The sequence below is a fragment of the Streptomyces sp. NBC_00091 genome (assembly GCF_026343185.1).
Lineage (GTDB): Bacteria > Actinomycetota > Actinomycetes > Streptomycetales > Streptomycetaceae > Streptomyces.
In genome coordinates this window covers 5,550,161-5,562,541 of the sequence record NZ_JAPEMA010000001.1, presented here as the reverse complement: position 1 = coordinate 5,562,541, position 12,381 = coordinate 5,550,161, and the positions used below count along the sequence as shown (strand labels likewise).

The 12,381-nt window shown below is 73.1% G+C and carries 10 protein-coding genes; 4 read left to right on the top strand and 6 right to left on the bottom strand.

Features of this window, described 5'->3' with window-relative positions; all coding sequences use genetic code 11:
- Nucleotides 1-26: 26 nt before the first annotated feature.
- The 5 genes from OOK34_RS25625 to OOK34_RS25605 all read right to left on the bottom strand — a co-directional run bounded on the left by OOK34_RS25625 (nt 27) and on the right by OOK34_RS25605 (nt 6,061).
- Nucleotides 27-1,094, bottom strand: a complete 1,068-nt coding sequence (locus OOK34_RS25625) for a lactonase family protein (RefSeq protein WP_267036203.1) — start codon at nt 1,092-1,094, stop codon at nt 27-29.
- 54 nt (nt 1,095-1,148) lie between these two features.
- Nucleotides 1,149-2,288, bottom strand: a complete 1,140-nt coding sequence (locus OOK34_RS25620) for a nitric oxide synthase oxygenase (RefSeq protein ID WP_267036202.1) — start codon at nt 2,286-2,288, stop codon at nt 1,149-1,151.
- A 226-nt stretch (nt 2,289-2,514) separates the two neighbouring features.
- Nucleotides 2,515-3,093: an N-acetyltransferase gene (locus OOK34_RS25615; protein WP_267036201.1), complete on the bottom strand. Its 579-nt coding sequence runs from the start codon at nt 3,091-3,093 to the stop codon at nt 2,515-2,517.
- Nucleotides 3,094-3,120: 27 nt separating this feature from the next.
- Nucleotides 3,121-4,617: an FUSC family protein gene (locus OOK34_RS25610; protein ID WP_267036904.1), complete on the bottom strand. Its 1,497-nt coding sequence runs from the start codon at nt 4,615-4,617 to the stop codon at nt 3,121-3,123.
- Nucleotides 4,618-4,915: 298 nt separating this feature from the next.
- Entirely contained in the window at nt 4,916-6,061 is a 1,146-nt protein-coding gene (locus OOK34_RS25605; protein WP_267036200.1) for an LLM class flavin-dependent oxidoreductase, read from the bottom strand.
- 662 nt (nt 6,062-6,723) lie between these two features.
- Between OOK34_RS25605 and OOK34_RS25600 the strand changes: the two genes are divergently transcribed.
- Entirely contained in the window at nt 6,724-7,842 is a 1,119-nt protein-coding gene (locus tag OOK34_RS25600; RefSeq protein ID WP_267036199.1) for an LLM class flavin-dependent oxidoreductase, read from the top strand.
- A gap of 42 nt (nt 7,843-7,884) precedes the next feature.
- Here OOK34_RS25600 and OOK34_RS25595 read toward each other — a convergent pair whose 3' ends face one another.
- A complete protein-coding gene (locus tag OOK34_RS25595) occupies nt 7,885-8,436 on the bottom strand; it encodes a winged helix-turn-helix domain-containing protein (RefSeq protein ID WP_267036198.1) in 552 nt (183 codons plus the stop codon).
- A gap of 507 nt (nt 8,437-8,943) precedes the next feature.
- On the opposite strand from OOK34_RS25595, the gene OOK34_RS25590 reads away from it, so the two are divergent.
- The 3 genes from OOK34_RS25590 to OOK34_RS25580 all read left to right on the top strand — a co-directional run bounded on the left by OOK34_RS25590 (nt 8,944) and on the right by OOK34_RS25580 (nt 12,362).
- Nucleotides 8,944-10,143 (top strand): acyl-CoA dehydrogenase family protein, encoded by a 1,200-nt coding sequence (locus tag OOK34_RS25590; RefSeq protein WP_267036197.1) that lies wholly within the window; start codon nt 8,944-8,946, stop codon nt 10,141-10,143.
- A gap of 106 nt (nt 10,144-10,249) precedes the next feature.
- Nucleotides 10,250-10,708: an Rrf2 family transcriptional regulator gene (locus tag OOK34_RS25585; protein WP_267036196.1), complete on the top strand. Its 459-nt coding sequence runs from the start codon at nt 10,250-10,252 to the stop codon at nt 10,706-10,708.
- 535 nt (nt 10,709-11,243) lie between these two features.
- Nucleotides 11,244-12,362 carry an aliphatic sulfonate ABC transporter substrate-binding protein gene (locus OOK34_RS25580; RefSeq protein ID WP_267036195.1) on the top strand — a complete coding sequence of 373 codons (1,119 nt, stop codon included), beginning with the start codon at nt 11,244-11,246 and terminating at the stop codon, nt 12,360-12,362.
- Nucleotides 12,363-12,381: the final 19 nt, after the last annotated feature.

Genomic DNA, 12,381 nt, shown 5'->3' with positions numbered 1-12,381 from the left:
TCCGTTCCGGGCGGGCCCTCGCCGTGTCAGCCGAAGACGACGCAGGAGGCGGCGGGTACGGCCACCGAGCCGGCCCGGCGCGGGTCTCCGGTCCGCGGGTCCACCTCGAACCAGGTGACGTCCCCGGAGTGTTCGTTGGCCGCGTAGAGCCGGCGCCCCGAGGGGTCTACGGCAAGGTCGCGCGGCCAGCGGCCGCCGCATCCGGCCGTGCCGGTGAGCCGCGGCTGCTCGGGGCCGCCGGCGAGGGAGAAGGTGACCAGGGTGTCGGCCCCGCGCACGGCGGCCCAGACGAAGCGCCCGTCGGGCGAGACGGCGATCGCCGAGGGATAGGCCCGTACGGCGCCCGGAGCGCCCTGGGAGGCGACCGGAACCTCACGGACCGGTTCGAGTCGCCCGGAGGCCCCGTTCCAGCGGCAGACGGTCAGCTGCGGCTCCAGCTCGTGCAGTACGTAGACCACCTCGCCCGCCGGGTGGAAGGCGAGGTGGCGCGGTCCGGTCCCGGCGCGCAGGGCGGTCCGCGCGTGCACCCGCAGCGCTCCGGTGGCCGGGGCGGGCACGCAGACCCGTACGGCGTCGCTGCCGAGGTCCACCCCGAGCACCCAGCGGCCGGTGGGGTCGGGCAGCACCTGGTGGGCGTGCGGGGCCTCCTGCCGGTCGGAGTCGGGGCCGGAACCCTGGTGGGTGAGGACCGAGGCGGGGCCCGAGACGGAGCCGTCGGCGGCGAGCGGCAGGCTGCTGACGCTGCCGGAGCCGTAGTTGGCGGTGTGCAGCCGGCCCCCGGCCAGGCAGAGGTGGGTGGGGCCGGAGCCGCCGACGGGGACAGGGGCGCCCAGGGGGGTGAGGCCGTCGGCGGTGGCGCGGAAGGCACCCACCGCTCCCCGCTCGGCCTCGCTCACCGCGTAGAGCACGCCGGCGCTCCGGTCCAGAGTGAGGTACGAGGGGTCGGCCAGGGAGTCGGCGCAGGAGAGCGGGGTCAGCGCTCCGGTGGACGGATCCACGGCCGCGGTGGTGACACCGCGACCGCCCCCCGAGGTGAACGAGCCGATGTAGGCCCGGTGTCCGCCGCTCTGGTCCGTACTGTGCGCGCCGCCCACTGGTGCCTCTTTCCGCCGTCCCGGATCCGTCCGGAGCCGACGGTAACAGAAGGTCTAGACCAAGTCCTGCCCCCTGGCCCGTTCCTGGGCGCCGGGGTGGTGGACGTACGCGGTGGAACTGGGCCGGTCCTCGTAGGTCCGGTGGAAGACCGCGGTGGCGGAGCCGGAGATCGGCGGGACGATCCAGGACCAGTCCGCGCCCACCTCGCGGCCCTTGCCCTCCTCGCGCTCCAGGTGCGAGAGGAACCGCCGGGACTCGGTGTGGTGGTCGGCGATGGTGACCCCGGCCCGGTCGAAGGAGTCCAGCACCGCCCGGTTGAGCTCGACCAGCGCCCGGTCCTTCCAGAGCGAGCGCTCGCTTGAGGTGTCCAGGCCGAGTCTGCGGGCGACGGCCGGGAGGAGGTTGTAGCGGTCGGTGTCGGCGAGGTTGCGGGCGCCGATCTCGGTGCCCATGTACCAGCCGTTGAAGGGGGCGGCCGGGTAGTGGATGCCGCCGATCTCCAGGCACATGTTGGAGATGGCCGGCACGGCGTGCCAGCGCAGTCCCCAGTCGCTCCAGTCGTCGCGCCCGTCGGGGTGCCGGATCGGCACCTCCAGCACGGCGTCGGCGGGGGTGTCGAACCAGCGGGGCTTGTCGTCGACGCCCTGCACCACGAGCGGGAGGAGGTCGAAGGGGGTGCCCGCGCCGCCGGACCAGCCGAGTCTGAGCAGGGCCTCGGTGAGCGGCCCGTTGCGGGCGTCGCCCACCGTTATGGAGTGGTGGTCCCCGTAGCCGGCGTACCGCACCAGCTGCTCGCTCCAGATCAGCGGGCCGGGGCGGTCCGGGGCGTCGGGGGCGAAGACCGTGATCGTGGGCCGGACCCGGCCGCCGTTGGTCGCCTCGCGCAGGTGCTCGAAGCATTCGCCGGCGATGTCCTCGGCGTCCGTCAGCCCGCGCCGGTCGCGCACCCGCAGCGAGTTCCAGTAGAGCCGGCCTATGCAGCGGTTGCTGTTGCGCCAGGCCACGCGGGCCCCGTGGACCAGCTCCTGCGGGGTGTGCCGGTAGGTGCCGGTCCCCGCGAGCTCGGCCCGTACGGCGGCGAGCCGGGCGCGCGGATCACCGGCCTGCGGATTCTCCCGGTGGAAGAGCCGGATGAACTCCTCGGCTTCCTCCCACACCTGAGCATCGCTCGAGTGCTTCTGCAGAATTTCCATTCCGGGCGGTTACCCCCTGTCCGACCAGATCCACCCTGTACATGCCGGATGAATGTGCAATGAACAATCACCCGTTGTACACGGCGCAGGTCAGCCGGGAGCCGGGGGCAGGCCCGGAACACTCCTCCGAGTGGTCTCGGCGCATTGGCCTGCGGAGAGACCGTTCGCGGGCGTATCATCCGCGGCATTCCGGCGCGTTGGGGACCGGGGCGGCCGGAGGCTGGAATCAGCCGCAGGGGCGGCTCATGAACAGGGCCTGCTCGCCCGCCGCGGGCGTGCCGTCGTAGAGGGCGGTGTCCAGCCCGCAGAGCGTGAATCCCATGCGCCGATAGGCGTGCACGGCCGGGGCGTTGACCGTGCTGACCTCCAGCCAGAGGTGCGCGGCGCCGCGTTCGCGCGCGAAGCCGGCGGCGAGCTCCATGAGGGCCCGGCCGACGCCACGGCCCCGGTGGGTGGGGGCCACCTCGATGTCCTCGACGGTGAGGCGCCGGTTCCAGGGGGCGTAGGTGACGGCGGCGAAGCCGCACAGGGTTCCGGCGTCGAGGGCGACGAAGGTCCGGGAGTGCTCCCCGCCGTCCTCGTCCTCGTCTTCGTCGTCCTCGTCGCCCTCGTCATCCTGCGCGGGCGGGAAGACCTTGTGCAGCGGCGGGTCCACCGGGACCTCGCGGAGCGCGAAGCCGGCCTCGGAGCGGGTCACCTCGAAGACGGTGCCGGTGTGGAAGGAGCCGTCGAGGGCCTCCATCGCCTCCCGGTCCCCGGCGCGGGCGGTGCGGTACTCGACGGCTAAGGCGTGGTCGGTCGTCATGGCCCCGACCGTACCGCCCGCGCCGCGTCAGGCGGTGATGACCAGCGGGGCGCGGGGGTCGGTGCGCAGCGGGGTGGCCAGGGCGACGAGGGCCTGCTCCAGGCCGTGGAGGTGGGCCAGGGCCGGTTCGGCGCCCGAGGGGTGGGGCCGGGTCTGCGGTGCGGAGGGCTCCGGGGCGCCCTGGGGGGCGGTGAGGGCCTCGACGGCCGCCTCCACGCGCCAGCAGGCGGCGGCGAGCCGGGCGTCGTGGGAGGCCTGCGGGTCGGCGGCGACGGCCACGAGCCCGCGCACCTCGCGGGCGCAGTCGTCGAGCAGCGCCAGGACCTGCCGGGCGCGGGCCTTGCGGGCGCGCAGCGGGCTCAGCGGGTGGACCAGGGGCGCCAGGGCCGTCCGTACGCGGCCCAGCAGGAGTTCCAGCTCGGCGGCGTGCGGGGCCGGGTCGGCCGCGTCGTCTCCGGCGAGGCGGTCGAGGGCGGCGGCCGTGGCGGCCCGTACGCAGTGCAGGGCGCGCTGGATCCAGGCGTCGTTGGCGCCGTGGGTGGTCACGGGGAGGATCAGTGCCACGGCGAGGGCGGCGCCGAGCGCGCCGACCGCGGTCTCCTCGAAGCGCAGCAGGAGCAGCCCGGGGTGCAGCACGCCGAGGAGCCCGTAGAGCAGCCCGGCCATGACGGTGACGAAGAACATCATCCAGGAGTAGGACGGGGCGGCCGTGTAGAAGATGCCGAAGACGCAGACGGCGACGAGGGCGGCGGTGGGGGCGGGCGCGCCGTGCAGGGGTACGGCGATCAGCAGGCCGGCGGCGATGCCGACGACGGTGCCCAGCACCCGGCGGAAGCCGCGGACCAGGGTCTCCCCGCGCGAGGCCGTGTTGACGAAGATCCACCAGGCGGTGCCGACGGCCCAGTACCAGCGGTCCTCGGAGAGCACCTGGCCGATGGCGAGGGCGAAACCGCAGGCGGCGGTCGCCTGGAAGGCTTGGCGGGTGGTGGGCCGGGCCAGGCCGGTGCCGGGCAGCGGGCGCGGGGCGGCGGCGGGCGGGGTGCGGCGCTCGATGGGCCACAGCAGGAAGCGGGCGGCCCCGGCGGACACCAGCGCCAGTGCGACGGCGGCGAACAGCTCGGGGAGCTGGGCGGGTACGGCGTGCAGGAACTGGGTGACGAAGAACATCATGAAGCCGAAGATGCCGAGGGCGTGGCCGCGCGGCCCCCAGCGGCGGGCGTAGACCCCGGCGAAGACGACGGCGAGGAAGGCCGCGTCGCGCGCGGGCGGTGTTCCGTGCAGTCCGGTGGCCAGCGCCAGGACCGGGAAGCCGGCGGCGGGCAGCAGGGCGGTGGTCACCCGCTGGGCGCGGACGTCCGCGTCGAGGACGGTGAAGAGCGCCAGCAGGGCCGCGAGCCCGCCGGTGATGGAGGCGGTGAGCGAGAGCCCCGCCAGTTCGGCGACGGCGACGGCGAGCCCTGTGCCGATCACCGCGCGCAGCGAGTTCCGCAGTCTGGTGCGCCCCGGATCCGGAGCCACGAACATCCTCTTCACGGCGGTGTGCCGCCCCCCTCGCAGTGGTGCGCGCCGGCCCGGCGTCCGCCCGGGGGTGGTGGGCGGCTGACGGGCACGGCGAAGGCGCCGCGCTCCGGGCCGGCGTCGTTGCCGGGCCCGGCGTCGCGCGGCGCCGAAAGTACTTGGATATGACACAGATAAGCATCCGCAGGGGCAATGGCTCAAGTGAGCTCCGTAACACTGGGCCATTGGCACAGCCCGGAAGCACAGGTTTCGGCCACGGGGAGCCAACGGACCGGCGGGACAGCCGGCGCGGGTGCTGCGGACGTCATCCGCGCACCGCCGTCACGGGCGGCTGGAGGGCCCGGGCCGCGGTCTCGGCGTCGCGCTTCGCGACCTCCTCGCGGACGAGCGGGATCACGTACCGGCCGAAGTCGACGGCGTCGCCCAGCAGGTCGTAGCCGCGGGCCGAGAGGATGTCGACGCCGAGGTCGTAGTAGTCCAGGAGTGCCTGGGCGACCGTCTCGGGGGTGCCGACCAGCGCGTTGGAGTTGCCCGCGCCCCCGGTGGCGGCGGCGGTCGGGGTCCACAGCGCCCGGTCGTAGCGCTCCCCCGCCTCGGCGATCGCGATCAGCCGCTGTGATCCGGTGTTCTCGGGCGCCGGGGCCTGCGCCACGCCGCCGCGGTGGTGGCGTACGAGGCCTGCCCGGCGCCGCTGCTTGATGGCGCCCACCGTGCGGTGGGCCTTCTCCCAGGCCAGTTCCTCGGTCGGGGCGATGATCGGGCGGAACGCGACCTGGATGCGCGGCACGTCGCTGCGGCCCGCGGCCCGCGCGGCGGCCTTCACCGACTCGATCTGCCGGGCGGTCTCCTCCAGCGGCTCGCCCCAGAGGCAGTAGATGTCGGCCTCCGCGCCTCCGGCGGCGTACGCGGCGGGTGAGGAGCCGCCGAACGACACGTTCGGACGCGGCTGCTGGACGGGGAAGACGTCGCTGACGAAGTCGTGGAAGCGGTAGTGCTCGCCCTCGTGGTCGAAGGGCTCGCGGGTGGTCCAGATCTTCTTGACGATCCGGATGTACTCGCGGGTCCGGGCGTAGCGCTCGTCCTTGGTGAGGGTGTCGCCCTCGCGGCCCTGCTCGTGGTCGTTGCCGCCGGTGATGAAGTGCACGGTCAGCCGGCCGTCGCTGATCTGGTCGAGGGTCGCGAAGGTCTTGGCGGCGTAGGTGGGGTACGAGACGTTGGGCCGGTGGGCGAGCAGGATCTGGAGGCGGTCCAGCCGGCTCGCGAGGTACGCGGCCGCGGGCGCGGGGTCCGGGGATCCGGAGCCGTAGGCGAACAGCACCCGGTCCCAGCCGTGGTCCTCGTGCGCCCGGCCGAGCCGGAGCGTGTACTCCTTGTCGAAGGCGGCGCCGGAGCGCGCGGTGGTTTCGGAGCCGTCGTTGGTGGCGGCGATGCCGAGGAATTCCACGGGCATGGGGTGGCCTTTCGAAGAGGACGGTGGGCGCTGCGCGCTGCGCGCGGGCAGGGCGGAACAGCCGCTGCCACGGCGGCACGTGAGGACACGTCACAAGAGGGCGGGGCGTGACGACGCGGGCGTCGGGAGGAAGGACCAGGGCGGCGGCAGCAGCACGCGCGGGCTCGCGACGGCGTGCCTCATACGGGTCGCCGTTCGTGCTCCGGCGTGGAGCGAAGGGGGGTCCCGGCCCGCGACGGGGTCACCGAGGGAGGGGAGGGCCGGTCAGACGGCCCGCTGCCGCGTCAGGCGCAACACGCCGCGGACCACACCCGACCGAAGTCGATGTAGTCGCGCGAAACCAGGCGCTGATGGGCATTCATGCGACTACTTGAACAGGACGAGCCGCTCTTCGTCAAGCAAGGGCGTGGACGACTGGCCGGCCTGCGCGTGCGTCCGACGGGGCCGTGACCGCTGTCAAATTCTCTTCATACTGCGGTCATGGTTTGACCGGGTCATCGGGCGTAGCGTTTTCGGGGAAACGGCCAACGGGAAGGCACACGCGTGAAGTTCCTGGCTGTCACACGGCGCCCACCTCGCAGCGGGCGGTGTCCGCGTACCGGCCGGCCTTCGCCCGGTACCTCGCCCTCCACCGGGCGTCCTGACCTGTAAGGAGCCCGGCCATGTCCGGCATCCCCCTCGGGGTCCTCGACCTCGTCCCGGTCGCCTCCGGCTCCACCCCGGCGGAGGCCCTGCACCACAGCATCGACCTGGCCCGGCAAACGGAGCGCTTCGGCTACGCCCGCTACTGGTTCGCCGAGCACCACCTCAACCCCGGTGTCGCCGGGACCTCCCCGGCGGTCCTGCTCGCACTGACCGCCTCGGCGACCACGACGATCCGGATCGGGTCCGGCGCCGTCCAGCTGGGGCACCGCACCGCGCTGTCCACGGTCGAGGAGTTCGGGCTGATCGACGCCCTGCACCCGGGCCGCCTCGACCTGGGGCTGGGCCGCTCGGCCGGCCGGCCCACGAAGCCCGCGGCGGGCGCCGCGCCGCCCTTCGAGGGGTGGACGCGCAACGGGCTGCGGATCCCGCCCCGTTTCTCCTTCGCCCACCTCCTCGGGCACCCGCGCGTGGCCCTCCAGCAGCGGCTGCTGAACCTGCCGGGCGCCACCCCGCAGGACTACGCCGAGCAGGTGGGCGACGTACTGGCGCTGCTGCGGGGCGAGTACCGCTCCCCGGAGGGCGTGGAGGCGCACCCGGTGCCCGGCGAGGGGGCCGACGTACAGGTGTGGATCCTGGGCAGCAGCGGCGGGGTGAGCGCGGAGACCGCCGGGCGGAGCGGGCTGCGCTTCGCGGCCAACTACCATGTCAGCCCCGGTTCGGTGCTGGAGGCCGCGGAGGGTTACCGGGCCGCGTTCAAGCCCTCCGGCGAGCTGGAGCGGCCGTACCTGACGGTGTCCGCCGACGTGGTGGTGGCCGAGGACGACCGGACGGCCCGCGAGCTGGCCGCCGGGTACGCCCCCTGGGTGCGCAGCATCCGTACCGCCCAGGGCGCCATCCCCTATCCGACGCCCGCCGAGGCCCGCCTGATGCCGTGGACGGACGCCGACCGCGAGCTGGTCGCCGACCGGGTGGACACCCAGTTCGTGGGCTCCGCGCGGACGGTCGCCGACCATCTGGAGCGGCTCCAGGAGGCCACCGGGGCCGACGAGTTGCTGATCACCACCATCACGCACGACCACGCCGACCGGGTCCGCTCCTACCGCCTGCTGGCCGAGGAGTGGGCGCGGCGCGGCTGACCCGCACCAGGTCGCGCGAGCCGGCCGCCGTCGGCTTCCGTCTCAGTGGTCGCCGGGCACGTACCGGTAGCCCACGCGGCGCACGGTGGCGATGCGGTCCCGGTAGGCGGGGCCGAGCTTGCGGCGGAGCCGGGCCACGTGGACGTCGACGGTACGGCCGTCGCCGATGTGCCCGTAACCCCAGATGCCCGAGATGAGCCCCTCCCGCGTGTGGACCGTGTACGGGTGGGCCACGAAGTGGGCCAGGAGGTCGAACTCCAGGTAGGTGAGGTCCAGTTCGCGCCCGTCGACTTCGACCAGGCGGCGGTCCCGGTCGACCCGGATGGCGTCGTCGGCGTGGACGGTTCCGGGGTCGGAGGCCGCTTCCGGCTCGGGAGACGGAGGCGTCGTGGGCTCGAGGGGCGCGGTCTCCGGGCGTACCCCGTGCGCCGCCATCAGCGCCACTGGGTCGACGTCCGCCGGCAGGAACACGAGGTATCCGACGCGGCCGCCGGGCGCTGCGCCGGCGGAGACGCCGGGCGGGCCGTCACCGACGAGCCTGAGGCGGGGAGCGGGGGAACGGCGGGCGGCGGGTGCGGGAAGTGCGGTGGTCACGATGAGCCCTTCGGCTGCTCGGAGTGAGGTACGGATGCCGGCTGTTCGGCCACGACGGGGCACGGGGGCCCTCCTGACCGGTTCGACCGGAGGAGCCGGCGCGCCGCACGCCGGACGGACCCGTACGGCCCGGAGGGCTGGGGTCACGAAGCGCGACGTACAGAGAGGAGCGGCCGGAACGCCCGGCGCGCGTCGAAGAGATGCCCTGTCGGAGAAGGCCTAGAAGGGTCGGCAGACGGCGCTGGCGACGAGACGGAAGTCAACGTGCCTGCGGCGTACGAGCGACGGCTGCGACGGGGACATGGCCACATCGTGAAGTGCCGAACGGGCACCCGTCAATACTTCCCTAGTAATTCCATAGGAAATATGCGCGGCAGCCCGCTGACGACGGCGTCTCTCATTTCGAGACGGCGCCGTCCATCATGCGGCCATACCCTTGCCGGGCGGCCCACTTGGGGCGAGTATCCCTATCAATCCGATGGGAAAGGTGGGGATCCGGTGACGCCCATGCCGACGACGACGAGCACCATCATCCGGCCCTCCGCCGATGAGCAGCGCCGCGCGCTCCTGCGTACCGCCCGCGATGTGGCGGACGACCTCGCCGCGGACGCCATCGCCCGCGATCAGGCCGGCGGGCCGCCGGCCGACGAGACGTCCCGGCTGCGCGAGGCCGGCCTGCTGGCGGCCCTCACACCGCCCGGGCAGGGCCACGGGACGGACTGGCGCACGGGATGCGCCGTGATCCAGGAGATCGCCGCGGCGGACAGCTCCGTCGGCGACGTACTCGCCCACCACTACGTACACACCTGGAGCGGACGCTTCTACGCACGCCACCAGCACGCCTCCGCCCTCGAAGCGGAGTCGACGCGCGAGCACTGGCTGTGGACCGGCGCGGTACGCGCCCCCGCGCCCACCGAGAACCCCGGCGGGCCGGACCTCGTACTGACGCCGCGCGGCGACGGCTACGTACTGGGCGGACGCCGGTCCGTGGACACGGCAGTGGCGGTCGCCGACCAACTGGTGGTGGACGCCGTCTGTACCCGCAGCGGCGACATCCTGGTCGTACGGATCCCGTCCGGCGCACGGGGCCTGACCGTCGAACCCGCCCACGACCGCCTCGGGCAGCGCGTGGCCGGCGCGGGCACGGCCGTCCTCGACCGGGTCGCCGTCACCGCCGGGCAGGTACTGGGCCACCGGCCGCACGACGACGAGTCGACCGCGCCCTTCACGGCGCTCGCCGAGCCCGCGCTCCGGCTCGCCCTGTGCCACGTCGGCCTCGGCGTCGCCGAGGGCGCCCTCACCGAGGCGCGCGACATCAGCAGGAGCACCCGTACGGACCGGCGGCCCGGGGAGGACCCGGACCTCCTCCTGGCGTACGGGGAACTCGCCTCCGCCGCCCAGACGGCCACGGCGGTGGTCGACCGGGCGACACGGGTGATGGCGCAGGCCCTCGACACGGGTGCGCACCTCGACGCCGAGGAACCGGCGGCCGTCGCCGCCCTGGTCGCCACGGCCGAGGCCGTGACCTCGAAGGCCGCCCTGCACATCACCGCCCGGGTGCTGGAACTCGTCGACGCCCCCGGCCTGGACCGCTTCTGGCGCAACGCCCGCGTCCTGACGGCCCGCCGCCCGGCCGCGCACCGCCTGCGTTCCATAGGGGAGCACTACCTCAACGGCCGTCACCGCGCGATGGCACCCTTCCGCTGACGCGGGCCGCGTACGGGGTACGGGGTACGGCGGGCGGGTCCGCGTCCGCGTCCGCCCGGCCGGGCCCGCAGCACCTGCCGCTGTGCCCGTGCGGGATAATGTGCGCATGCGGATCTCAGCCAGGGCGGACTACGCGGTACGTGCCGCACTGCAGCTTGCCGCGTCGCAGGACGACGGGCCCGTGAAGGCCGAAGCCATCGCCGACGCCCAGGACATCCCGCACAAGTTCCTCGAGGGCATCCTCAACGACATGCGCCGGGGCGGCCTCGTGCTCAGCCAGCGCGGCGGCAACGGCGGCTACCGGCTGGCCAAGCCCGCTCGGTCCATCAGCATCGCCGACGTCATCCGCGTCGTGGACGGACCGCTCGTTTCGGTACGGGGGGTCCGGCCCCCGGACCTCACCTACACCGGCCCCGCCCAGTCGCTGCTCCCCCTGTGGATCGCCCTGCGGGCCAATGTGCGCCAGATCCTCGACGGCGTCTCGCTCGCCGACGTCGCCGCGTCCGAGCTGCCCGCCGACGTATCCGCGCTGACCCACGCCCCCGACGCCTGGGCCAATCCCTGATCCCCTGCCCCACCTGCACTTTCTCACACTGCGAGATCCAGTCGTCCAATATCTGGTCAGCCTCTTGGGGTGGGCGCTCCGCTCTGCCAATATGCCTACCGACCCGGTAGGAAAACTAGGAATTCAGTGAGGTGGCTGTGCGAACACTGCACCACGCCGGCCGGCCGCTGCCCCTGCTGACCTCCCGCCGGCACATCGACCTGGTCCTCACCTCCAGCGCCATCTGTCAGCCTGCCTGACGCCACCCTCCCCCAGGGCATGGCTCCACGCGCCGCGCACCGCTGTGCGCCGGATCGCGTCCCCCCTCTCCGTCGGCCGGGCGGGCCCCTCGGCCGACCTCACCGCCCGCGCACCTTCGAGCGCGGGTGTGCGATGCACGCGCTCGACATCCACCACCGGAACCTGCGAAACCGTCCGCTCCCGGCCTGCGAAGGCGATCCCGCCGCCGGCCGGACGTGGGTTCCGTGTGTGTCGCAGGCTTTGCGTCGCCCGTCTCCGCACTTCCCCGAACACCACTCCGTGAAAGGACACTTCCGTGTCTGGCGCAAGACCGCTCACCACCCTGCGTGCCATCGCCGTCACTGCGACGCTTCCCCTGCTGCTCACCTCCTGCGGTTACGGTTCCGAGGCGGCGAAGGACGAGCCGCAGGACAAGGCGTCGAACGTCGCCGCTCCCGGCGGCAAGAAGCTCTCGGTCGACGAGGTCCGTATCGGGTACTTCCCGAACCTGACCCACGCCACGGCCCTGGTCGGTCTCCAGGAAGGCCTGATCGAGAAGGAACTGGCCGGCACGAAGGTCAAGCCGCAGTCCTTCAACGCCGGCCCGTCCGAGATCGAGGCCCTCAACGGCGACTCCCTCGACATCGGCTTCATCGGCCCCTCGCCGTCCATCAACGGCTACGTCAAGTCCAAGAGCTCCAACCTGCGGATCATCTCCGGCTCCACCTCCGGCGGCGTCAAGCTGGTCGTGAACCCCGACAAGATCAAGACCCTGGACGACCTCAAGGGCAAGAGGATCGCCACCCCGCAGAAGGGGAACACGCAGGACATCGCGTTCCTCAACTGGATCTCGGAGAAGGGCTGGAAGGTCGACCCGGAGTCCGGCAAGGGCGACGTCTCGGTCGTCCGCACCGACAACAAGGTCACCCCCGACGCCTTCAAGCAGGGCTCCATCGACGGCGCCTGGGTGCCCGAGCCCACCGCCTCCAAGCTCGTCTCCGACGGCGGCTCCGTCCTCCTCGACGAGACCGCCCTGTGGCCCGACAAGAAGTTCGTGATCACGAACATCATCGTGTCGCAGAAGTTCCTCAAGGCGCACCCGGACGTGGTCGAGGCCGTCCTGACCGGCACGGTCAAGACCAACGAGTGGATCAACGCCAACCCGGACAAGGCCAAGGCCTCCGCGAACGCCAAACTCGCCGCCGAGGGCGGCAAGCCCCTCGACGCGAAGATCCTCGACCCGGCCTGGCAGTCCATCCTCGTCACCGACGACCCGCTCGCCGGCACGCTCAAGACCCAGTCCGAGTGGGCGGTCAAGGCAGGACTCCTCGAGAAGCCCGACCTGACCGGCATCTACGACCTGACGCTCCTGAACAAGGTCCTCAAAGCCACCGGCAAGCCCGAGGTCTCCGACGCCGGTCTCGGCGCCAAGTAAGCCCGTAGTTCAGCAACCC

Bases quoted from the DNA above. Each gene is read 5' to 3' on its own strand.
- OOK34_RS25620 (WP_267036202.1), bottom strand. From the start codon at position 2,288: ATGGAAATTCTGCAGAAGCACTCGAGCGATGCTCAGGTGTGGGAGGAA.
- OOK34_RS25615 (WP_267036201.1), bottom strand. From the start codon at position 3,093: ATGACGACCGACCACGCCTTAGCCGTCGAGTACCGCACCGCCCGCGCC.
- OOK34_RS25610 (WP_267036904.1), bottom strand. From the start codon at position 4,617: ATGTTCGTGGCTCCGGATCCGGGGCGCACCAGACTGCGGAACTCGCTG.
- OOK34_RS25605 (WP_267036200.1), bottom strand. From the start codon at position 6,061: ATGCCCGTGGAATTCCTCGGCATCGCCGCCACCAACGACGGCTCCGAA.
- OOK34_RS25600 (WP_267036199.1), top strand. From the start codon at position 6,724: ATGTCCGGCATCCCCCTCGGGGTCCTCGACCTCGTCCCGGTCGCCTCC.
- OOK34_RS25590 (WP_267036197.1), top strand. From the start codon at position 8,944: ATGCCGACGACGACGAGCACCATCATCCGGCCCTCCGCCGATGAGCAG.
- OOK34_RS25585 (WP_267036196.1), top strand. From the start codon at position 10,250: ATGCGGATCTCAGCCAGGGCGGACTACGCGGTACGTGCCGCACTGCAG.